Source organism: Pseudomonas sp. OV226 (assembly GCF_003148705.1).
Lineage (GTDB): Bacteria > Pseudomonadota > Gammaproteobacteria > Pseudomonadales > Pseudomonadaceae > Aquipseudomonas.
The window spans coordinates 269,381-289,972 of the sequence record NZ_QGGS01000001.1; the positions used below are offsets into that span (position 1 = coordinate 269,381).

Annotated in this window: 21 protein-coding genes; 12 read left to right on the forward strand and 9 right to left on the reverse strand. The window is 60.0% G+C overall.

Annotation, left to right across the window (positions count from 1 at the left end; translation table 11 throughout):
* Positions 1 to 113 precede the first annotated feature (113 nt).
* Positions 114 to 1,337, reverse strand: coding sequence for an NADH:flavin oxidoreductase/NADH oxidase family protein (locus C7534_RS01435; protein WP_046027446.1), 1,224 nt, complete (start codon positions 1,335 to 1,337; stop codon positions 114 to 116).
* Positions 1,338 to 1,414: 77 nt separating this feature from the next.
* On the opposite strand from C7534_RS01435, the gene C7534_RS01440 reads away from it, so the two are divergent.
* A complete protein-coding gene (locus tag C7534_RS01440; protein WP_046027445.1) occupies positions 1,415 to 1,825 on the forward strand; it encodes a MerR family transcriptional regulator in 411 nt (136 codons plus the stop codon).
* Here the strand turns inward: C7534_RS01440 and C7534_RS01445 are convergent.
* Positions 1,816 to 2,073 carry a DUF2790 domain-containing protein gene (locus tag C7534_RS01445; protein ID WP_046027444.1) on the reverse strand — a complete coding sequence of 86 codons (258 nt, stop codon included), beginning with the start codon at positions 2,071 to 2,073 and terminating at the stop codon, positions 1,816 to 1,818. The two genes, C7534_RS01440 and C7534_RS01445, sit on opposite strands and share 10 nt — an antisense overlap.
* 63 nt (positions 2,074 to 2,136) lie before the next feature.
* Positions 2,137 to 3,684 carry an MFS transporter gene (locus C7534_RS01450; RefSeq protein WP_109784711.1) on the reverse strand — a complete coding sequence of 516 codons (1,548 nt, stop codon included), beginning with the start codon at positions 3,682 to 3,684 and terminating at the stop codon, positions 2,137 to 2,139.
* 103 nt (positions 3,685 to 3,787) lie between these two features.
* Between C7534_RS01450 and C7534_RS01455 the strand changes: the two genes are divergently transcribed.
* Positions 3,788 to 4,654 carry a LysR family transcriptional regulator gene (locus tag C7534_RS01455; protein ID WP_109784712.1) on the forward strand — a complete coding sequence of 289 codons (867 nt, stop codon included), beginning with the start codon at positions 3,788 to 3,790 and terminating at the stop codon, positions 4,652 to 4,654.
* A gap of 66 nt (positions 4,655 to 4,720) precedes the next feature.
* Here the strand turns inward: C7534_RS01455 and C7534_RS01460 are convergent, their stop codons facing one another.
* Positions 4,721 to 5,164 (reverse strand): thioredoxin family protein, encoded by a 444-nt coding sequence (locus C7534_RS01460; protein ID WP_109784713.1) that lies wholly within the window; start codon positions 5,162 to 5,164, stop codon positions 4,721 to 4,723.
* A gap of 332 nt (positions 5,165 to 5,496) precedes the next feature.
* On the opposite strand from C7534_RS01460, the gene C7534_RS01465 reads away from it, so the two are divergent.
* The 10 genes from C7534_RS01465 (at position 5,497) to C7534_RS01515 (ending at position 13,130) form a co-directional block, all read left to right on the forward strand.
* Entirely contained in the window at positions 5,497 to 5,745 is a 249-nt protein-coding gene (locus C7534_RS01465; protein WP_046027440.1) for a type II toxin-antitoxin system Phd/YefM family antitoxin, read from the forward strand.
* Complete coding sequence (locus tag C7534_RS01470; protein ID WP_077430244.1) at positions 5,735 to 6,016, forward strand: type II toxin-antitoxin system RelE family toxin; 282 nt, start codon at positions 5,735 to 5,737, stop codon at positions 6,014 to 6,016. Before C7534_RS01465 ends, C7534_RS01470 begins: the two co-directional genes overlap by 11 nt.
* Positions 6,017 to 6,430: 414 nt before the next feature.
* Positions 6,431 to 7,279 (forward strand): transporter substrate-binding domain-containing protein, encoded by an 849-nt coding sequence (locus C7534_RS01480; protein ID WP_077430243.1) that lies wholly within the window; start codon positions 6,431 to 6,433, stop codon positions 7,277 to 7,279.
* 52 nt (positions 7,280 to 7,331) lie between these two features.
* Positions 7,332 to 7,994: an amino acid ABC transporter permease gene (locus C7534_RS01485; protein ID WP_109784714.1), complete on the forward strand. Its 663-nt coding sequence runs from the start codon at positions 7,332 to 7,334 to the stop codon at positions 7,992 to 7,994.
* Positions 7,995 to 8,002: 8 nt separating this feature from the next.
* Positions 8,003 to 8,665, forward strand: a complete 663-nt coding sequence (locus C7534_RS01490) for an amino acid ABC transporter permease (RefSeq protein ID WP_109784715.1) — start codon at positions 8,003 to 8,005, stop codon at positions 8,663 to 8,665.
* The gene (locus C7534_RS01495; RefSeq protein WP_109784716.1) at positions 8,662 to 9,453 is read left to right on the forward strand and encodes an amino acid ABC transporter ATP-binding protein; all 792 of its coding nucleotides are present in this window, start codon (positions 8,662 to 8,664) and stop codon (positions 9,451 to 9,453) included. Before C7534_RS01490 ends, C7534_RS01495 begins: the two co-directional genes overlap by 4 nt.
* 44 nt (positions 9,454 to 9,497) lie before the next feature.
* Positions 9,498 to 9,887 (forward strand): RidA family protein, encoded by a 390-nt coding sequence (locus C7534_RS01500; protein WP_046027435.1) that lies wholly within the window; start codon positions 9,498 to 9,500, stop codon positions 9,885 to 9,887.
* A gap of 157 nt (positions 9,888 to 10,044) precedes the next feature.
* Positions 10,045 to 10,809 carry an IclR family transcriptional regulator gene (locus tag C7534_RS01505; protein WP_077430241.1) on the forward strand — a complete coding sequence of 255 codons (765 nt, stop codon included), beginning with the start codon at positions 10,045 to 10,047 and terminating at the stop codon, positions 10,807 to 10,809.
* A 39-nt stretch (positions 10,810 to 10,848) separates the two neighbouring features.
* The gene (locus tag C7534_RS01510) at positions 10,849 to 12,066 is read left to right on the forward strand and encodes an amino acid deaminase (protein WP_109784717.1); all 1,218 of its coding nucleotides are present in this window, start codon (positions 10,849 to 10,851) and stop codon (positions 12,064 to 12,066) included.
* 131 nt (positions 12,067 to 12,197) lie between these two features.
* On the forward strand, positions 12,198 to 13,130 hold the full coding sequence (locus C7534_RS01515) for a sugar kinase (RefSeq protein ID WP_077430240.1): 933 nt from the start codon (positions 12,198 to 12,200) through the stop codon (positions 13,128 to 13,130).
* 122 nt (positions 13,131 to 13,252) lie between these two features.
* Here C7534_RS01515 and C7534_RS01520 read toward each other — a convergent pair whose 3' ends face one another.
* The 5 genes from C7534_RS01520 to C7534_RS01540 all read right to left on the reverse strand — a co-directional run bounded on the left by C7534_RS01520 (position 13,253) and on the right by C7534_RS01540 (position 20,580).
* Positions 13,253 to 13,528 (reverse strand): peptidylprolyl isomerase, encoded by a 276-nt coding sequence (locus C7534_RS01520; protein WP_007898282.1) that lies wholly within the window; start codon positions 13,526 to 13,528, stop codon positions 13,253 to 13,255.
* Positions 13,529 to 13,593: 65 nt separating this feature from the next.
* Positions 13,594 to 16,131 (reverse strand): PAS domain-containing hybrid sensor histidine kinase/response regulator, encoded by a 2,538-nt coding sequence (locus C7534_RS01525; protein WP_046027431.1) that lies wholly within the window; start codon positions 16,129 to 16,131, stop codon positions 13,594 to 13,596.
* A 188-nt stretch (positions 16,132 to 16,319) separates the two neighbouring features.
* The gene (locus C7534_RS01530; RefSeq protein WP_109784718.1) at positions 16,320 to 18,275 is read right to left on the reverse strand and encodes an acetoacetate--CoA ligase; all 1,956 of its coding nucleotides are present in this window, start codon (positions 18,273 to 18,275) and stop codon (positions 16,320 to 16,322) included.
* 132 nt (positions 18,276 to 18,407) lie between these two features.
* Complete coding sequence (gene hbdH, locus C7534_RS01535) at positions 18,408 to 19,181, reverse strand: 3-hydroxybutyrate dehydrogenase (RefSeq protein ID WP_077430237.1); 774 nt, start codon at positions 19,179 to 19,181, stop codon at positions 18,408 to 18,410.
* A 7-nt stretch (positions 19,182 to 19,188) separates the two neighbouring features.
* A complete protein-coding gene (locus C7534_RS01540; protein ID WP_046027428.1) occupies positions 19,189 to 20,580 on the reverse strand; it encodes a GntP family permease in 1,392 nt (463 codons plus the stop codon).
* Positions 20,581 to 20,592 lie beyond the last annotated feature (12 nt).

The window sequence follows — 20,592 nt, forward strand, 5'->3', positions numbered from 1 at the left end:
TCCATGGCAAATGATGCGCCTCGTCTTCCGGATTGCGATATTGGGAGTGCAAAGTATCGTCCCGGGCGGGCAGAGAGGCGATACTAATATGCCATCATCGTGTCTAGCTCAGGTTACTTACTCATCGCCTGACGATACTGGCGAGTCCGTCGGCTGATGTACAACTGGTCAAGAATCAATGCCCACAGCGCCGATACCTGCGGCTGAGGCTTACGCCCGCGGCTGAGTCGCTTGAGCTGAAACTTCACCACCGCCATGTTCGCCAGCGCGGCCAATGGTTTGCGTTTCCAGCGGATCGGCGGCAACTGCGGGTGACTGTTCTGACCTTGGCGCCACTGTTTGACCAATTGCGGTTCGACGGCCATCGCCGTGCCAATGCCGGCCATGGCGATGCCGCTGTCGAGCACCTGCTCCACGATAGCCAGACGCCGGATGCCGCCGGTTACCATCACCGGCATGTTCGCCACACTGGCCAGTTCACCGGCCATTTCCAGAAAGTAGGCTTCGCGCGCCAAGGTCCGGCCGTCGCGGGCTTCACCTTGCATCGCGGGGGCTTCGTAGCTGCCGCCGGAGAGTTCCAGCAGGTCGATGCGTTGCTCATTGAGCCACCGGATCACCTGACGGGCATCGTCGGCATCAAAACCGCCACGCTGGAAGTCGGCGGAATTGAGTTTCACTGCCACACAAAACTGCGGCGATACCGCCTCGCGAACGGCGCGGACCACGTCCAGCAGCAAACGCGCGCGATTTTCCAGTGATCCGCCCCAACGGTCGGTCCGCTGATTGGTCAGCGGCGAGAGGAACTGGCTGAGCAGGTAACCGTGCGCCGCATGGATCTGCACGCCAGTGAACCCGGCCTTTTCGGCGAGAGCTGCGCTGGTGGCGAAGCGGGTGATCACCTCGCTGATATTGGCCTCGGACATGGGTTTGGGCTCGGCAAACATCTTCGAAAAGCCCCCCAGGTCCAGCGCCACCGCCGACGGCGCCAAGGCTTGTTGGCCGAGGTTGGCCATGGTCTGGCGGCCGGGATGGTTCAATTGCACCCAGAAATGCGCACCACCGGCCCGGCCAATGGTTGCCCACTGACGGAACTGTTCGATATGCCGTTCGTCTTCCAGCACCACGCCACCGGGGCCGGTCATGGCGCGGCGATCGATCATGACATTGCCAGTCAGCAACAGGCCGGCTTCGCCCTCGGCCCAGGCCTGATACAGCTGAAACAAGGCGCGTGACGGCGCTTGGTCGGTATCGGCGAGGTTTTCTTCCATCGCGGCTTTGGCGATACGATTACCGACGGTCTGGCCGTTGGGCAGATTTAACGCTTGGAAGGGCGACATGCTTGACTCCTCATCAGTGAAGCGTAGAGGCTAAGCTTAAAGTTAACTTTAATGTCAAGCAGGCAAATGAGGCCGTGATGAAAATTGGTGAATTGGCGCAGTTAAGCGGCTTGAACGCTTCGCGAATCCGGTTTTACGAAGCTCAAGGGTTGATCAGTCAGGTGGCGCGCTCGGCCAATGGCTACCGGCGATACTCAGAGCAGGCTCTGCAAACACTGATGATTATTCAGTGTGCCCAACAGGCGGGGTTCAGCCTCGAAGAGCTGAAGCAGTTATTACCTGACACCGTAACGGGCGAGTTCAAGCGCGATGAACTGGTGGCGGGGCTTGTGCGAAAAGTCGAGCAGATCGAAGAAATGCAACTTCACCTGGCCCAGAGCAAGGCGAAGTTGCTGGGGGTGATCGAAAGCATCGAAGTGCGACCCGAAGGGATAGCCTGTGATGCGAATGCCGAGAGGGTGCTGGCGTCGCTCAAGCATCAGTTCTGATCGATGCATGAATCACCGTAAGCCTGGTAGCGCAGGACATGAGTGGCGCCCGTGGTGTCGACATAGGTCATCTCCCGTGGGCCGATGCCGCAATAATCGCCGTTGGTGATGTTGATGACCCTGGCAATGTTCAGCGATTTCGAATAGCTGTAGTCCTCGACGTTCGAGGGGCTGGCGTTGTCGGCAGAAGCAGCGGCGGCAGTGCCGCTCAGGGCAATCAGACACAGCGCGGACAGAAGGCTTTTCATGATGGGGCTCTCGTAGTGGCTACTGATCAATTTCAGTGGCAGTACGACGAACCCCGTACGGGTTTATTCCAGGCTCAGGGAGAAGTTTTTTTGCACCGGAATCGGATTGCGCATCAGCGTGCCCACCACCAAGGCACACAGCAACGCCACCAACCCGGCGACGCAGAGCAACAGGCTGAAGCCGCCGACAAAGGCCTGACGCGCCAATGGCTCGACCACTGAGCGTGCAGTTTGCGGTAGCAGGTTCATGGCCGCCGCCATGTCACCGGCAACTACCCGCGAAGCAATGCCTTGTGCCTGGCTGAGCCACACCACGCCTTGAGTGGAAAGGCTGTCGCGCAACAACAGTTCGGTATGACTGGAGAGCAGCGCGCCGTAGACACCGATGGCCAGCACGATGGCGCTGAAACGCATGGTGGTGCTCATGCCCGACGCCATGCCAGTGCGCTCGCGGGGTACGCACGCCATGATGTTCTTTTGCGTGTCGCCATTGAGCAGCCCGGCACCCGCGCCGGTCACGGCAATCGCCAGGGCAAAGGGCAGATAGCCGCCACTGCTGACCGCCCAGGCACTGAGCAAGTTGCCGCTGCCGACGAGCGTCAACCCGGCCGCCATCAAGGTGGCAGGCGAATAACGGCCGGCCAGTCGCGCTCCGATGCGTGGGCAGATCAGCATGGTCAACGCAAACGGCAGCATCCCCAGCCCCGACGCAATCGCCGAAAAGCCTAAACCGTTTTGCAGGTAAAACGGCAGCAAGGTCATCATCACTTGAGCGCAACCGGCGTAGGCAAACATGCCGAGCAGTGCGCCGATAAAACGCGGATGCTTGAACAATTGCAGGTCTACCATCGGACGCTGTTGCATCCGCTCAATCGCCACGAACAGCCCCAACAATAACGCGCCGCCGATGAGCCGGACGTAAGTGGTCGGGTTGTTCCAGCCAATCCGGTTAGCCTCGATCAACCCCCAGATCAGGCACAACAAACTCGCACTGAATGCCAGGCTGCCCCAGGGATCGAGGCGTGCGGATTGGGTGTCTCTGGATTCCGGCACGGTGCGCCAGACCATGACCATCAAGAACACGCCAATGGGCAGGTTGAGGTAAAAAATCCAGCGCCAGCCGATGTATTCGGTGATCAGCCCGCCGACCGTCGGCGCCGCGGTCATCGCCACCCCCATGCACGCCCCCCAGAACGCCCAGGCTTTGGCCCGCTCGACTTCATCGTGAAAGGTGTGGCCAATGGAGGCCAGTGCCGAGGTCAACAACAGTGCCGCGCCGACGCCTTTGATCGCCCGCGCAATATCGAGGAACAACGCGTTGGGCGCCGCACCGCACCCGAGGGACGCAAGAATGAAAATGCCCAGGCCCCAGAGCAGGGTTTTCTGCCGGCCAAAGCGGTCGGCAATGCTGCCCGCCGGCAGTAGCAGGGCGGCGAACGCCAGCATGTAGGCGCTGACGACCCATTCGATGTCGGCAAAGTTTGCGCCCAGGTCCCGTGCGATGGTCGGCAACGTGACCGCGACGATGTTGGTGTCCAGCACGATCAGCGAGCAGACACCTGAGGCTGTGAGTAACGTCAGTCGCGGGCTGACCTTGGGTTTGACGGGCATGACCGGAGCTCTTTACTGTGAGGGGCCATGCAGCTTATCGCCAGCAGGGGCTTGCTTTGTTAGGCATGGACCGTCAATTCATTACCTTTGGGCTAACGCACTAATGGAAATTCGCCATTTTCGCTATTTTCTGGCCGTTGCCCGGCAGCGCAATTTCACCCGCGCCGCCGAACATTTGGGCATCGCGCCGCCGACCTTGAGCCGACAGATCCAGGACATGGAAAGCGAACTGGGGGCTCGGTTGTTCTTGCGCCAGCAGCGTGACGTGAAGCTGACCGAGGCGGGCGCGGCGCTGGTGATCGAGGCCGAAGCCACCGTGCGCCAATTCGAATGTGCACAGCGCAACGCACAGCGGGCGGGGCGTGGCGATATTGGTCATATCGAACTGGGTTACGTGGCCTCGGCGGTGTTCGGCGGCGTGCTGCAAAAACAGGTGCAAGCCTTCAGCCGCGAATGCCCCGACGTGAGTCTGAATGTACGGGAAAGCCCCATGGCCACGTTGCCGGCCATGGTGCTCGATGGTCGATTTGACATGGGTTACGTCCGTTCGCCCATGACGCTGCCAGAGGGGCTGGACGAGATCCGCCTCAACGCAGAAGGTTTTGTGCTCGCGGTCTCGGCCGAGTCCTGGCTGTGCCGTTTGCCGGACATCGGCCCGCAACATTTACAAAACGAGACGTTCATCCTGCCGGAACAAATCACCGGCACCTTGCAAGTGGCCGCCCAAGGCGGCTTTTCGCCGACCCTGGGGGCGCAACCGGGCGGGTTGGTGGCCGTGATTGCCTTGGTGTCGTTGGGGCAGGGCGTGGCAGTCGTGCCGGAATCGGTGGTCGGCCACGTCGGTTTGCCCGGCGTCCTGTATCGCAAGATAAGCGGCTGTGAAGCGACGTCCTGGCTGTCGCTGATTTATCGTCGCTTCGAGAAATCGGCGGCGGTGGTGAGGTACATCGAGCAGGTCAAACATTCCTGAGCACGACAATTTCGCGAGCAAGCTTGCACGCGATAGCGTCCTGTCAAACACCACTATTGCCAAGCCTTAACACCCGGCTCGACGATTCAACCGCTCAAAGGCCCGAGGCACGGTACACAATCTGCGCAACGTCTGGCGCAACCATGCCAGATCGTGACTCGGCGCCTGGCGCACATATCGCGGCCTGAGCCTGCCGACGTGGTGGGCGAAATCCTGCTCCAGGGTCTCCTGAGAGCCAATGCCCTTGAGTTTCTTCCTCAATCTCCCGTCCTTGAAAAACAGCACCGTCGGCGTACCCGTAACGTTCGGATGCCGAGGTGATTCGCTGGTGTTCAACACGTAGATATTCGCGTGATGGCGATAGCGCTCGGCAACCTGGCGAAAGATCGGTTCCGCCCATTCACAGGCCGGGCAGTGTTCGTTACCGAAATACAGGATCACAGGACGCCAGGTTTTCAGTGCCTTGCGATACACCGGGGCCAGCGATGTCAGGTGGGTTGTCGAGCTCATTGAAATCTCCTTTTCACAACGACCATCGAGGGTTTGTCGACGGTAAAGGAGGGAAGTGGGGTGGGTCTACTGTCAGAAATTACAGGTGGGAAACTTCTTACGTTGTCTCGGAAGTTGCGCACGGTATTACACGATTCTCCCGACGGAGATCTCAGAAATCCAGATGCGTATGACGTGATACTTTTTGTGCAATCGAGAACAAGCACTGTTCAGGATCTGTAATGAGACACCCTTGCCTTGGGGGCGTGAAATTTCTCTCAAAAGGATGGAGCTCAGATGCGCTTTAGAGTGCTATTTTTAGCGTCTCTAAAAGCACTCATAGGAACAAATTCATGACACATATCGTGCTTTCGCAAGTCGTGGCGAGCATCTCCGAGCTGAAAAAAAACCCGATGGGTACGGTTGCTGCCGGTGGTGGTTTATCTGTTGCGATCCTCAACCGTAATGAGCCGGCTTTCTATTGCGTTCCCGCCAAGGAGTACGAAGCGATGATGAGTCGTTTGGAAGATTTGGAGTTAATCGCTCTTTGCAAAGAACGAGAGAACGATCCCACCATAAAGGTTTCAATTGATGACCTATGAGCTGGAATTCTCTGAAAAAGCGTGGAAAGAATGGCAAAAGCTGGGGGGCAACCTAAGGGAGCAGTTCAAAAGGAAGCTTCAGGAGCGACTGCTTAATCCGCATGTTCCCGCAGACCGGCTAAGCGGGCTTGGAAATGCTTACAAGATCAAGCTACGTGGTGCTGGATACAGGATGGTTTATCGAGTGAAGGACGAGGTGTTGATAGTGACTGTCATCGCCGTGGGGAAACGAGAACGGGGCGATGTTTACAAAAATGCAGGCGATCGCTGACGGGAGCAGTCTGAAGGCTTATTCCGAAAGGGATGTGCGCCGACGGAGACTCTGTACTCGTAGATGCCAGATGCCCTGATTGATCGTGGAAGAAAATGTGGAGTGTAGGGCACGCAATACTTTGCCCTTCTCGATTCCTCCAAGAAAGAATGCATTATTAGTCAGCACCGTTTTGGCTCACCGACATCCCAGATGTGAACCAGATACCCGCCAACTGTGGCCAACGGTAGCGCTCCCTTGATCGTGCGTTCCGTAACACTCTTGCCGTGCTTTCGCACATCCATTTGATTCAAAACACTTTTCAATCTCCCCAACATTCCCTCCACAACCTGTGGCACACTTTCTGCTGTCTATTCCGCTGTTACATACTCATGTCCGGTATAGCGGAATAAACATCACCCTGGAGTGCTTGCCATGCATCGCCGACCTTCCTTGTTTAAAGCGTGTGTTTTCCTTTTCGCCGCGTCTGCCTCTGTCATGGGCATGGCCCAGGCAGCAGACAGCAAGCTCGATAGCGTGCTGGCCCGCGGGAAATTGATTGTGGGCACGGGCAGCACCAATGCGCCGTGGCACTTCCAGGGAGCGGATGGCAAGTTGCAGGGGTTCGATATCGATATCGGGCGGATGATTGCCAAGGGGTTGTTCAACGACCCGACCAAGGTCGAGTTCGTGGTGCAGTCTTCCGATGCGCGGATTCCCAATCTGCTGACCGACAAGGTCGACATCAGTTGCCAGTTCATTACCGTGACCGCCAGCCGTGCGCAGCAGGTGGCGTTCACCTTGCCGTACTACCGCGAAGGCGTCGGCCTGCTGTTGCCGGCGAACAGCAAGTACAAGGAAATCGAAGACCTCAAGGCCGCTGGCGACAGCGTGACCGTGGCGGTGTTGCAGAACGTGTACGCCGAGGAGTTGGTGCACCAGGCACTGCCCAAGGCCAAGGTCGATCAGTACGACAGTGTGGATTTGATGTACCAGGCCGTGAACTCCGGCCGTGCCGATGCCGCCGCCACCGATCAGTCGTCGGTCAAATACCTGATGGTGCAGAACCCTGGCCGCTATCGCAGCCCGACTTACGCCTGGAGCCCGCAAACCTACGCCTGCGCAGTCAAACGTGGCGATCAGGACTGGCTGAACTTCGTCAACACCACCTTGCATGAAGCCATGACCGGCGTGGAGTTCCCGACCTACGCGGCGTCGTTCAAACAGTGGTTTGGTGTCGAGCTGCCGTCGCCGGCCATCGGTTTCCCTGTCGAATTCAAATGATCCCGTGAGAGCGGGGCGCCTGTAACGCGCCCCGCTCAAGGTACTGCTGACCATGAACTATCAGTTGAATTTTGCCGCCGTGTGGCGCGATTTCGACACCTTGCTGGCGGGGCTCGGTCTGGGCCTCGAACTGGCACTGGTGTCGATCGCCATCGGCTGTGTGATCGGCCTGATGATGGCGTTTGCTTTGCTTTCGAAGCACCGCGCATTGCGGGTGCTGGCGTCGGTGTATGTGACGGTGATCCGCAATACGCCGATTCTGGTATTGATTCTGTTGATCTACTTTGCCTTGCCGAGCCTGGGCATTCGCCTGGACAAGATCCCGTCGTTCATCATCACGTTGTCGCTGTATGCCGGGGCGTATCTGACCGAAGTGTTCCGGGGTGGCTTGCTGAGTATTCCCAAGGGGCTACGCGAGGCCGGGTTGGCCATTGGCCTGGGCGAGTGGCAGGTCAAGGCGTACGTCACCGTACCGGTGATGTTGCGCAATGTGCTGCCGGCCTTGTCGAACAACTTCATCTCGCTGTTCAAGGACACCTCTCTGGCCGCGGCGATTGCCGTGCCGGAGCTGACCTATTACGCGCGCAAGATCAATGTCGAGAGCTACCGGGTGATTGAAACCTGGCTGGTGACCACGGCGCTCTATGTTGCGGCCTGCTACCTCATTGCCATGATGCTGCGTTACCTCGAACAGCGTCTGGCGATCCGCCGATAGGAGGCCCCATGTACGAATCCCCCAGTTGGTTGAATGAGTTATGGGTGGCCCGCGAAGTGTTGTGGCAAGGCTTTTTGACCAGCGTGCAGGTGTCGGCACTGGCCATTTTGCTGGGCACGATGGTCGGCATTGTCGCCGGCCTGGTGCTGACCTACGGCAAGTTCTGGATGCGCGCGCCGTTTCGTTTTTATGTCGACCTGATTCGCGGGACGCCGGTATTTGTGTTGGTGCTGGCCTGCTTCTATATGGCGCCGGCACTGGGTTGGCAGATCAGCGCGTTTCAGGCCGGTGCCTTGGGTCTGACGCTGTTTTGCGGCTCCCACGTCGCCGAAATCGTGCGCGGTGCGTTGCAGGCATTACCCAGCGGGCAGATGGAAGCGAGCAAAGCCATCGGCCTGACGTTTTATCAGGCCCTCGGGTATGTGCTGTTGCCTCAGGCGCTGCGGCAAATCCTGCCGACCTGGGTCAACTCATCGACCGAGATCGTCAAGGCGTCGACCCTGTTGTCGGTGATCGGTGTGGCCGAGTTGCTGCTCAGCACGCAGCAGATCATCGCCCGGACCTTCATGACCCTGGAGTTTTACCTGTTCGCCGGATTTCTGTTTTTCGTCATCAACTACGGCATCGAATTACTCGGCCGGCACATTGAAAAGCGGGTGGCCTTGCCATGACTCAAACTTCCAACATACAAAACGGCCAGGCCCTGCTGGACATTCGCGGGCTGCACAAACAGTACGGCAAGCTCGAAGTGCTCAAGGGCGTAGACCTGAGCATGCAGCGCGGCAACGTCGTCACACTGATCGGCTCCAGCGGCTCGGGCAAAACCACACTGTTGCGTTGCGTGAACATGCTCGAAGAGTTTCAGGGTGGGCAGATCATGCTCGATGGCGAGTCCATCGGTTATGACGAGGTCAACGGCAAGCGTGTGCGCCATGCGGAAAAAGTCATCGCCCGTCATCGTGCAATGACCGGCATGGCGTTCCAGCAGTTCAACCTGTTCCCGCACCTTACGGCGTTGCAGAACGTCACGCTGGGTTTGCTCAAGGTCAAGAAGCTGCACAAGGACGAAGCGGTCGCGCTGGCGGAAAAATGGCTGGAGCGCGTCGGTTTGCTGGAGCGCCGTGATCACTATCCCGGTCAGTTGTCCGGCGGTCAGCAACAGCGCGTGGCGATTGCCCGGGCGATTGCGATGAACCCGAGCCTGATGCTGTTTGATGAAGTCACCTCGGCGCTCGACCCTGAGCTGGTCGGCGAGGTGCTGAACGTGATCAAGGGCCTGGCCGACGAAGGCATGACCATGTTGCTGGTCACCCACGAAATGCGTTTTGCATTCGAAGTTTCGGACAAGATCGTTTTCATGAATCAGGGGCGCATTGAAGAGCAGGGGCCACCCAAGGAGCTGTTCGAACGCCCGCAATCGCCGCGTCTGGCGGAATTTCTCAAGAACACGCGTTTCTGATTTTTTTCAGAAGCATTTTCACTTCTCAATCAGGAGAAACACTCATGAGCATTACTCGTTACGGCACCGGCAGCACCGCCGGTGGCGGCCAGCCCCGTCCTTTTGCACGCGCCGTTGAAGCCGATGGCTGGCTGCATGTGTCTGGCCAGGTGCCGGCGCTGGATGGCGAAATCATTGTGGGTGGCATTGTCGAGCAGACTCACCAGACCATGAAAAACCTGATCGCGATTCTCGAAGAGGCCGGTTATGGCCTGGAAGACGTGGTGCGCACGGGCGTATGGCTGGAAGACCCACGGGATTTCTGGAGCTTCAACAAAGTGTTTTCCGAGTACTTCAGCCCCGAGCACGCCCCGGCGCGCGCGTGTGTGCAGGCGAACATGATGGTCGACTGCAAGGTTGAGATCGACTGCATCGCGTACAAGAAAAAGGCCTGAACCGAGGTGACTTCATCGCGGGCAAGCCACGCTCCCACATTGGATCTCCAGTGTTCACACAATCCCTGTGGGAGCTGGCTTGCCAGCGATGGCGGCCTAACGGTAACCGCGGGACTCTGGGTAAACTCCCCGGCGAATTTGAATGGGAACCACTGACATGACCGAAGACACCATCAAGCGCCGGGCACGCGGGCTGGACCGGGCGTTCGATATCCTCGACTTCCTCAAGGAAATCGGCAAACCCCTGCGCCCGAACGAAATCGCCAGCGGCATCGGCAGTCCGAAATCCACGGTCTACGAACTGGTGGCCTCGCTGCTGGAACGTCGGGTTCTGGAGGCCGTGGGCAAGGACGGTCACGTTTACCTCGGCCGTCAGCTGTACTTCCTGGGACAGGCGCATTTGCGTCATTTCGACCTGACCCGCGAGGCTGATCATGCCTTGCAGGAGATCGTCAGCCAGACCCATGAAACCGCCCAGATGTGCCTGCTCAACGGGCGCAAATACACGGTGGCGCTGATGAAGGAAGGCGAGCGGCATTTCCGCATTTCTTCGGACATCGGCGAGAACGCGCCGATTCCGTGGACGGCGTCCGGGCGCCTTCTGCTGACGCACTTGAGTGACCAGGAAATCGTCGACTTGATCGACCACGACGACTTCATCCTGCCCAACGGCGAGCGTCTGGCGCTGGAGCAGTTTCTCCAGGAGATCCGTCAGGCCGGTATCGAGGGCTTCTTCTCTTTCGATAGTGTCGCCGACACCTTTACCCACTGCTTCGCCGCTCCGGTCAAAGACCCGACCGGCGTTGCCATCGCGACCTTGTGCATCGTCGCTCCACGGGACGATGCCAAGAACAATTACGACGCTTATCGCCAGGTGCTGATCGACAGCGCCAACAGCCTGGCCCGGCGTATCAACGAATAACAGCGGCTGCCTGCGGCCGCGAATGTGAGGAGTTCGACCATGTCTACTGCCCAAAATACTGCCGCCGTGGAAAAGGGCTTTGCCCAGGCCGGCGCCAATCTGGTACGCGACGTCAGCCTGCCGGCGCTGGTGCTGCACCGCGAAGCGCTGGAGCACAACATTCGGTGGATGCAGACGTTTGTCAGCAACAGCGGTGCCGAACTCGCGCCTCACGGCAAAACCAGCATGACCCCGGCGCTGTTTCGCCGCCAACTGGACGCCGGCGCGTGGGGCATCACCCTGGCCAGCGCTACGCAAACCCGTGCGGCTTATGCCCATGGTGTGCGCCGGGTGCTGATGGCCAACCAATTGGTGGGCACGCCGAACATGGCGCTGATCGCCGATTTGCTGGCAGACCCGACCTTTGATTTCCATTGCATGGTCGATCACCCGGACAACGTCGCCGACCTCGGGGCGTTCTTCGCCTCGCGCGGTGTGCGCCTGAACGTGATGATCGAATACGGCGTGGTGGGTGGTCGTTGCGGTTGCCGCACGGAAGACGAAGTTCTCGCACTGGCCAAAGCGATCAACGCACAACCGGCGTTGGCACTGACCGGTATCGAAGGCTACGAAGGCGTGATCCATGGTGATCATGCGGTCACCGGCATTCGTGATTTCGCCGGGTCATTGGTGCGCTTGGCCGTGCAGTTGCAGGACAGTGGCGCATTTGCGATTACCAAGCCGATCATCACCGCTTCGGGATCGGCTTGGTATGACTTGATTGCCGAGGAGTTCGAAGCGCAAAACGCCGGCGGCCGTTTCCTCAGCGTGCTGCGTCCCGGCAGCTACGTGGCGCACGATCATGGCATCTACAAAGAAGCGCAGTGCTGCGTGCTCGACCGTCGCAGCGACCTGCACGAAGGCCTGCGCCCGGCACTGGAAGTCTGGGCGCACGTGCAGTCGATGCCGGAACCGGGTTTTGCGGTGATTGCCCTGGGCAAGCGCGATGTGGCCTATGACGCCGGTTTGCCGGTGCCGCTGCTGCGTTACAAGGCCGGGGTGATCCCGGCCAACGGCGATGACGTCAGCACCTGCAAGGTGACAGCGGTGATGGATCAACACGCGTTCATGACCGTCGCGCCGGGGGTTGAATTGCGGGTGGGCGACATCATTTCGTTCGGCACCTCGCACCCGTGCCTGACGTTCGACAAGTGGCGTACCGGGTGTCTGGTGGATGAACAGCTGAATGTCATCGAAACCATGGAAACCTGTTTCTAAGGCTTGATACCGAGGTGCGGCAATCGCGGGCAAGCCCGGCTCCTACAGGGGTTAGACGATCCCTGTAGGAGCGGAGCTTGCTCGCGATGAGGCCCGCCCAGACAACAAAGAAACACCAGAGACCCCACACAATGCACACCATCAACACCCTGGGGCCAGATGCCCCACGCATCGCCCTGATCGGCGAATGCATGATCGAGCTGCAACATCGCGCCGACGGCAGCCTCCAACAAAGCTTCGGCGGCGATACCCTGAACACCGCCGTCTACCTGGCCCGTGAACTGGGCGAGCGCGGTATCGTCGACTACGTCACGGCCCTGGGCGACGACAGTTTCAGCGATGCGATGTGCCAGCACTGGGCCAGCGAAGACATCGGCTTGGGCATGGTCCAGCGTTTGCCCGGTCGCTTGCCCGGTTTGTATTGCATCCAGACCGATGCCGCCGGTGAGCGCCGTTTCCTCTACTGGCGCAACGAAGCCGCCGTGCGCGATTGCTTCACCACGCCAGCGGCCGCGCCGATCCTGGCGGCGCTGCCGGATTACGATGTGCTGTATTTCAGCGGCATTACCTTGGCGGTGCTCGGTGTGCAAGGTCGGGAAAAGTTGCTGGAAACGTTGATTGAGGCCCGTCAGCGAGATGCGCGGATCGTCTTCGACAACAATTATCGGCCACGGCTGTGGACTTCAGTCGAAGAAGCTCGCGCGGCGTATCGCAGTGTTTTGCCGTATGTGGACCTGGCGTTGCTGACCCTTGAGGACGAGCAGGCGCTGTTTCATTTCTCCAGCGGCGAGGCGGTGTTCGAGGCTTACGAGCAGATCGGTACGCCGGAAGTGGTGCTCAAGCGTGGCGCCGAGGCCTGTTTGATTCGTTGCGACGGCGAGATGTTCGAGGTGCCGGCGCAGAAGGTCGAGCGCGTTGTAGACACCACGGCGGCGGGGGATTCGTTCAGTGCGGCGTATCTGGCCAGCCGACTCAAGGGCGGGAGCCCGGCCGAGGCGGCGGAGGCGGGGCATCGATTGGCGAGCCGGGTGATTCAGGTGCCGGGGGCGTTGATCCCAAGATAGCGGTGGATGGCCACTGGCTGCGCCATCGGTTCGCGAGCAGGCTCGCTCCGACAGTGGATCTTCGGTGTTCACAAAACCTGTGGGAGCGGGCTTGCCCGCGATGGGGCCCAACAGCCAACCGATCAATCCCGGTAAAACACCTGCACCAGGTGATACCCGAACTTGCTCTTGATTGGCCCATGCACCACCCGCAGCGGTTTCTTGAAAATCACCGCATCAATGACCCCGACCATCTGCCCCGGCCGAACTTCACCCAGGTCGCCGCCGCGCTTGCCGGACGGGCAGGTGGAGTACTTTTTGGCCAGCACATCGAAGGCTTCGCCCTTGGCGATGCGTTGTTTGAGCTGCTCGGCTTCTTCCGAGGTTTTCACCAGAATATGGCGGGCTTGAGCTTTCATTGGGGCATACCTTGCAACGGTGGTGGCTATGTTGGTACCAGCGGGGCGCGCGATTATGCCTTAACTCAGTCCGGTTGGCCGATCATCGTGCGAATCTTGTTGGCCAGCAGATCAATGGAAAAAGGCTTGGCGACCATGTCCATGCCTTCTTCGAGGAACCCCTGGCGTTCGGCGGCTGTTTCCGCGTAACCGGTCATGAACAGCACTTTCAGTCCCGGGCGATGCTGGCGGGCGATTTCTGCCAGTTGCCGCCCGTTCATGCCCGGCAGCCCGACATCGGTCACCAGCAGGTCGACCCGCAAATCAGACTCCAGCAAGGGCAGGGCCGTTGTCGCATCTTCGGCTTCGTAAGCGTGGTAACCCAGCTCTTTGAGCAGGTCGAGCACCAGCATGCGCACCGCCGGATCATCTTCCACCAACACCACGGTTTCCCCGGCAATCGCTGCGGGTGCCTCGCCCGTCACCGGCGTCAGCACGTCCTGCGGTTCCATGGCGTGCAGGCGTGGCAAATACAGGCGCACGCTGGTGCCCTGGCCCGGCAAGCTGAACAGGCTGACATGCCCGCCCGATTGCTGGGCGAAGCCGTAAATCATCGACAACCCCAGGCCGGTGCCCTGGCCGATGGGCTTGGTGGTGAAGAACGGGTCGAACGCCTTGGCCAATACCGACGGCGTCATGCCGGTGCCGTTGTCGCTGACGGCGATCATCACGTAGTCCCCGGCCTTGACCGGTTCCACCGTGGTGATGTCGCTGCCGTCGAGGTAAACATTCGCCGTTTCGATCAGCAGTTCGCCGCCACCGGGCATCGCATCGCGGGCGTTGATCACCAGGTTGAGCAGGGCATTTTCCAGTTGGCTGACGTCGGTGCTGATCGACCAGACTTCATCGGCCAGTTGCAGTTTGAGCTCGATGTGGTCGCCCTTGGTCCGGCTGAGCAAATCCTCCAGCGAACGCACCAGCTCGTTGGCATTGAGCGGCTTGCGATCCAGTGACTGGCGACGGGAGAACGCCAGCAGGCGATGGGTCAGCGCGGCGGCGCGGTTGGCCGAGGACACGGCGGCTTCGGTAAAACGGCCAATCTCGGCAGTACGCCCGTCGGCGATGTAGCGCTGCATCAGGTCGAGACTGCCGATGATCCCGGTGAGCATGTTGTTGAAGTCATGGGCGATACCGCCGGTGAGTTGGCCGACGGCCTCCATTTTCTGTGCATGACGCAAGGCGTCCTCGGCACGCTCGCGTTCGACCATCTCGTTCTGCAGACGCTGGTTGGCTTCGGCCAACTGCTGTGTGCGGGCGGCGACGCGCTCTTCCAGGGTTTCGTTGAGGTTGCGCAAGGCTTCCTCGGTCTGCTTGCGCTCGGTTTCGTCGATTACAAAAATGTAGAAACCATTCACCGCGCCGTCCGCACCGTGGCGCGGCAGGTAATTCATCAGCGCCTGGCGCAGGCTGCCGTCACGGTGTGGCGTGCTGATACTGAAACTGCAGGGCTTGCCCTTCAGGGCTTCGCCGATGTATTCGGCGCGCAACGCATAGGCCTCGTCACCCAGCACTTCACGAATGGTTTTGCCAAAGAGCTCTTGGGGCGTCAGGCCGTACCAGTCCAGGTAGGCGGAATTGTTCAGGCGAAAACGCTCTTCACTGTCGACGTAGCTGATCAGGATCGGCATGGCATTGATGATCAGTTGCAGCTCGGTCTGGCTTTGGCGCAGCGCCTGTTCGGTGTGTTTGCGCTCGGTAAGGTCCAGCGCCGCCCCGAGAAAACGCATCGGCCGGCCATGGTGATCCTTATAGCAACGACCCCGGGCAAACACCCAGCGCAACTGGCCGTCGGGTTGCAGCAGGCGATACTCCTCGGCGTACTCGGTGCCATGGGTGATGCAGTGCTTGATGCTGCGCGCGATCATCGCCCGGTCTTCGGGGTGCACGCCGTGCAAGTACTCGCTGATGGGTAACTGCCCGGCCAGTTCCGGGTTGACGCCGTGCAGTTGGGCGAAATGGGCATCGGCGAGGAAACGGTCTTCGCCGATGTCCCAATCCCAGGTGCCGACCGCGTCGGTGGCGGCCAAAGCCAGTTGCAGGCGTTGCTCGGTTTCGCGCTGGGCCTTGAGGCTCGCGGCCGAGCGCTGTTCAAGCTCCAGCGCGATACGGCGGCGTTCGTTGGTTTCAATGGCGGTGACCAGGATTCCGGCGACCTCGGCGCTTTCATCGCGGATCGGGCTGTAGGTCAAATCCAGCCAGAAGTCGGAATCCGCACCGTCACGCTGCAAGGTAAAGCGCTGTTCGCTGTAGGTGCGTACCTGGCCCTGTAGGACAGCGCTGTAAATCGGGTCGGTAAAGTCCTGGAGATCTGGCCAGATTTGATGCGTCGGCTGTCCGAAAGCGTGTGGATGCTTGCTGCCGGCGAGGAGGGCGAAGCCATCGTTGTAAATCTGTGTCAGTTGCGGACCCCACAGCAACAGCATTGGCATCGGTGAGTGGATCACGATATCCACGGCGGTGCGCAGGCTCTGTGGCCAGGTGCCGGCCGCGCCCAATGGGGTGCGTGTCCAGTCCAGCCTGGCAATCAAGGCCTGGGCATCGCTGCCGATGGGGAATGCGTTCATCAAGTCGTCCTGCGTTTAAGCCGGTGTGGCGGCGTCTACTTTTCTCGTAGAGGGGTAGACGCTGGATGGCCCGTTTGGGGTCATTATTTTTGCATTGAATGCTTTGCGGGCGCTTTTTGCCATGGAAATCGATGCGCTGTCAGCCCCGCGGGCCAACTGTAATGACGCTGACCCACAGGGAAACATTTTCAATCCTGCAGTTCGGGGCGGTTTCGGAACTGTTCCAGCGCCTCGGGATTGGCCAGTGCATCGGTGTTTTTGACCTTTTGCCCATGCACCACATTGCGTACCGCCAACTCGACGACCTTGCCGCTGATGGTTCGTGGAATATCGGTCACCGCGACGATCTTCGCCGGCACATGCCGCGGCGTGGTGTTGTCTCGAATGACCTGACGAATCTGCTGTTGCAGCGCTTCATCGAGTTCAACGCCCTCACGCACGCGCACAAACAGCACCACCCGCACGTCACCCTGCCATTGTTGACCAATGGCCACGCTGTCCAGCACTTGCGGGACTTTTTCCACCTGGCGGTAAATCTCCGCCGTACCGATGCGCACGCCGCCAGGGTTAAGCACCGCGTCCGAACGGCCATGGATCATCATCGCGCCGTGCGGCAGTTGTTCGGCGTAATCGCCTTGGGCCCAGACACCCGGGAACTGGCTGAAATACGAGGTGTGAAGCTTCTCCTGCTGCGGGTCATTCCAGAAACCGATGGGCATCGCCGGAAAGTGCCGGGTGCACACCAATTCACCTTTTTCGCCAATCACAGGCTTGCCGTCGTCGTTCCAGACTTCGACCGCCATGCCCAGGCTTTTGCCCTGAATCTCGCCACGGCATACCGGTTGAAACGGATTGCTGTTCACGAAGCACGAAACGATGTCGGTACCTCCGGACATCGAGGCCAGGCACAGGTCAGTCTTGAAGTCGCGATAGACGTAATCGTAACTCTGCGGTGACAGCGCGGAGCCGGTGCAGAGCAGGGTTTTCAGGCTGCTCAGGTCGTGACTTTCGCGCGGTTTGACGCCGTTGCTTTCCAGGGTCGCGAGGTACTTGGGGCTGGTGCCGAAGACGCTGATGCACTCGTCGTCGATCAGGTCGATCAAGCGTTGCGGGTCCGGATGGAAGGGTGAGCCGTCGTACAGGACAACGGCGCTACCCACCGCCAGCGCCGAGACCAGCCAATTCCACATCATCCAGCCGCAAGTTGTGTAGTAGAACAGGCGGTCGCCGGCGCCCAGATCACAATGCAAGCCGTGTTCCTTGACGTGTTGCAGCAGTACGCCACCGGTGCTGTGGACGATGCATTTCGGCACGCCAGTGGTGCCGCTGGAATAGAGGATGTACAGCGGATGAGCGAAGGGTACGGGGACGAAATCCGGTTCACCGCCGACGTCGTAGAAATCCTCCCAGAGCGTGACATTGGCCGGGGTGTGGAAGTCCACGATGTGTGCCTGCGGCTTTGCAAAAGGCACCACGATCAACTGCTGCAACGACGGCAGGCGTTCCAGGATTTCATTGATTTTGCCGGTCTGGTCGATGTCCTTGCCGGCATAGTGGTAACCGGCGCAGGTGACCAGTACTTTCGGTTCGATCTGGCCGAAACGGTCGATCACGCCCTGGGTGCCAAAATCCGGCGACGAACAGGACCAGATCGCCCCCAGGCTCGTGGTGCCGAGCATGGCCACCAGCGTTTGCCAGGTGTTGGGCATGCACGCCGTTACGCGATCACCGAGGCCGACACCCGCAGCGATCAGGCTGTGTTGGAACCCGGCAACGTGCTCGGCCAGTTCCGCCCATGTCAGGTGTTCGCGCTGGCCATTCTCGCCAATGGCAATCACCGCGATGGCATCGTCGCGACGGCGCAGCAGGTGTTCGGCAAAATTCAGAGTGGCGCCGGGGAACCACTGGGCGCTGGGCATTTGCGCGCCCTCGACGAGCACCGCATCCGGCTGATCGTGAAAACGGACGTCGAAGAAGTCGACGATGGCTTGCCAGAAGTCTTCGCGATGATCGATGGACCATTGGTGCAGGGCGGGGTAGTCATCGATATGGATGTGGTGTCGCTGACTGATGGAACGCCGAAAGGCGTCCATGCGCGTCTTGGCGATTCGCTCGGCGCTGGGTTGCCAGAGGATGTCGGACATGATTTGCCTCTTCTTCTCTCGTTCCCACGCTCCGCGTGGGAATGCCTCAACGGACGCTCCGCGTTCGGCACTTGGGACGCAGAGCGTCCCGGGCTGCATTCCCACGCAGAGCGTGGGAACGATCAGGGTGGGTTACTGCGCCAACCACCCGCCATCAATATTCCACGCCGCGCCACGTACCTGGCTGCCGGCTTCGCTGCACAAAAACAGCACCAGTTCACCCAGTTGCGGCGGCGTCACGAACTCCAGCGACGGCTGCTTCTCGGCCAGTAAATCATGCTGCGCCTGTTGCGGATCAATTCCGGTCGCGGCGCGGTCATCAATCTGCTTCTGCACCAGCGGCGTCAGCACCCATCCCGGGCAAATCGCGTTACAGGTGACGTGGGTCGTCGCGGTTTCCAGGCCGACCACTTTGGTCAAGCCGATCACTCCATGCTTGGCGGCGACGTACGCAGCCTTGCCCGTCGACCCGACCTGGCCATGCACCGAGGCGATGTTGATGATCCGCCCCCAATTCTTGGCCCGCATGCGCGGCAGGCACAGGCGGGTGCTGTGAAACACCGACGACAGGTTGATCGCGATAATCGAATCCCAGCGTTCCACCGGAAACTCTTCCACCGGCGCCACATGCTGGATGCCAGCGTTGTTGACCAGAATGTCGATGCCACCGAACTCACGGTCGGCATAAGCGACCATGTCGGCAATCTGCGCCGGGTCGCTGACGTCGGCCGGATGATGACCGACCTTGCCGCCGAACTGCTGGACTTCGGCAATCACCTTGGAGGCGTCGCCGAAACCATTGAGCACCACGTTCGCGCCAGCCTTGGCCAGGCTGAGCGCGATGCCCAGGCCGATGCCGCTGGTAGAACCGGTGACCAGCGCGGTTTTGCCTGTAAGAGTCGTCATGAATACCTCACACAATGCCAGTGGCGTAGAAAGTGCCGATGACCACGAAGACCGCCAGGGTCTTGATCAGCGTAATACAGAAAATGTCTTTGTAGGCCTCGCGGTGCGTCAGGCCGGTGACCGCCAGCAACGTGATCACGGCGCCGTTGTGCGGCAAGGTGTCCATGCCGCCACTGGCCATCGCGGCCACACGGTGCAGCACTTCCAGCGGAATGTTGGCTGCATGGGCAGCGGCGATGAAGTCATTGGCCATGGCCGCCAGCGCAATGCTCATGCCGCCCGACGCAGAACCGGTGATGCCGGCCAGCAAGGTCACGGTAATCGCTTCATTGACCAGCGGGTTGGGGATGCTCTTGAGCCAGTCGGCCAGCACCAGGAAGCCTGGCAACGAGGCGATCACCGCGCCGAAGCCGTATTCCGAAGCGGTGTTCATCGCCGCGAGCAACGAACCGCTGACTGCACTTCGGCTGCCTTCAGCCAACTTGCCGCGAATCGCCTGGAAGCCGAACACCAGCACCATGATGATGCCGACCAGCAAGGCTGCCTGAACCGCCCAAATCGCGGTGAGCTTGGCGATATCGGTGGTCACCGGCGCCGCCATACCCGGCAGCGCGAGGCTGTGGGTCTTGCCGTACCACTGCGGAATCCACTGGGTAAACAGCAGGTTCATGATGCCGACGGCCAGTAGCGGCGACAGGGCGATCCACGGGTTGGGCAGCTTGATGTCGGCAGCAGTTTCCGGCTCGTTGCGCAGTTCGGTGCCATAACCTTCACCGGCAAGCTGAGCCTTGTTGCGCTGGCGCTGAAGAAACAGCATGCCCGCGCAGAACACGAAGATCGCGCCGATCACACCCAACCACGGCGCCGCCCACGCGGTCGTGTTGAAGAAGGTGCTGGGGATGATGTTCTGTATTTGCGGGGTGCCGGGCAGGGCGTCCATGGTGAACGAGAACGCGCCGAGGGCGATGGTTGCCGGGATCAAACGCTTGGGGATGTTGCTCTGGCGGAACATTTCGGCGGCAAACGGATACACCGCGAAGACCACCACAAACAGCGACACGCCACCGTATGTCAGCAGAGCGCAGACCAGCACAATCACCAACATCGCCTGGCGCGTGCCGAGCAGGCGAATAGCAGCGGCGACGATGGAGCGCGAGAAGCCGGACAACTCGATCAGTTTGCCGAACACCGCGCCGAGCAGGAACACCGGGAAATACAGTTTGATGAAGCCGACCATTTTCTCCATGAACACCCCGGTAAAGGCTGGGGCGACGGCGGAAGGGTCAGTGAGCAGGACGGCGCCGAGGGCGGCAATCGGAGCAAAAAGGATAACGCTATAGCCACGGTAAGCAGCCAGCATCAACAGCGCGAGCGCTGCCAAGGCAATGATCACACTCATGGTGTGTCTCCT

Bases quoted from the DNA above. Each gene is read 5' to 3' on its own strand.
- C7534_RS01435 (WP_046027446.1), bottom strand. From the start codon at position 1,337: ATGTCGCCCTTCCAAGCGTTAAATCTGCCCAACGGCCAGACCGTCGGT.
- C7534_RS01440 (WP_046027445.1), top strand. From the start codon at position 1,415: ATGAAAATTGGTGAATTGGCGCAGTTAAGCGGCTTGAACGCTTCGCGA.
- C7534_RS01445 (WP_046027444.1), bottom strand. From the start codon at position 2,073: ATGAAAAGCCTTCTGTCCGCGCTGTGTCTGATTGCCCTGAGCGGCACT.
- C7534_RS01450 (WP_109784711.1), bottom strand. From the start codon at position 3,684: ATGCCCGTCAAACCCAAGGTCAGCCCGCGACTGACGTTACTCACAGCC.
- C7534_RS01455 (WP_109784712.1), top strand. From the start codon at position 3,788: ATGGAAATTCGCCATTTTCGCTATTTTCTGGCCGTTGCCCGGCAGCGC.
- C7534_RS01460 (WP_109784713.1), bottom strand. From the start codon at position 5,164: ATGAGCTCGACAACCCACCTGACATCGCTGGCCCCGGTGTATCGCAAG.
- C7534_RS01465 (WP_046027440.1), top strand. From the start codon at position 5,497: ATGACACATATCGTGCTTTCGCAAGTCGTGGCGAGCATCTCCGAGCTG.
- C7534_RS01470 (WP_077430244.1), top strand. From the start codon at position 5,735: ATGACCTATGAGCTGGAATTCTCTGAAAAAGCGTGGAAAGAATGGCAA.
- C7534_RS01480 (WP_077430243.1), top strand. From the start codon at position 6,431: ATGCATCGCCGACCTTCCTTGTTTAAAGCGTGTGTTTTCCTTTTCGCC.
- C7534_RS01485 (WP_109784714.1), top strand. From the start codon at position 7,332: ATGAACTATCAGTTGAATTTTGCCGCCGTGTGGCGCGATTTCGACACC.
- C7534_RS01490 (WP_109784715.1), top strand. From the start codon at position 8,003: ATGTACGAATCCCCCAGTTGGTTGAATGAGTTATGGGTGGCCCGCGAA.
- C7534_RS01495 (WP_109784716.1), top strand. From the start codon at position 8,662: ATGACTCAAACTTCCAACATACAAAACGGCCAGGCCCTGCTGGACATT.
- C7534_RS01500 (WP_046027435.1), top strand. From the start codon at position 9,498: ATGAGCATTACTCGTTACGGCACCGGCAGCACCGCCGGTGGCGGCCAG.
- C7534_RS01505 (WP_077430241.1), top strand. From the start codon at position 10,045: ATGACCGAAGACACCATCAAGCGCCGGGCACGCGGGCTGGACCGGGCG.
- C7534_RS01510 (WP_109784717.1), top strand. From the start codon at position 10,849: ATGTCTACTGCCCAAAATACTGCCGCCGTGGAAAAGGGCTTTGCCCAG.
- C7534_RS01515 (WP_077430240.1), top strand. From the start codon at position 12,198: ATGCACACCATCAACACCCTGGGGCCAGATGCCCCACGCATCGCCCTG.
- C7534_RS01520 (WP_007898282.1), bottom strand. From the start codon at position 13,528: ATGAAAGCTCAAGCCCGCCATATTCTGGTGAAAACCTCGGAAGAAGCC.
- C7534_RS01525 (WP_046027431.1), bottom strand. From the start codon at position 16,131: ATGAACGCATTCCCCATCGGCAGCGATGCCCAGGCCTTGATTGCCAGG.
- C7534_RS01530 (WP_109784718.1), bottom strand. From the start codon at position 18,275: ATGTCCGACATCCTCTGGCAACCCAGCGCCGAGCGAATCGCCAAGACG.
- hbdH (WP_077430237.1), bottom strand. From the start codon at position 19,181: ATGACGACTCTTACAGGCAAAACCGCGCTGGTCACCGGTTCTACCAGC.
- C7534_RS01540 (WP_046027428.1), bottom strand. From the start codon at position 20,580: ATGAGTGTGATCATTGCCTTGGCAGCGCTCGCGCTGTTGATGCTGGCT.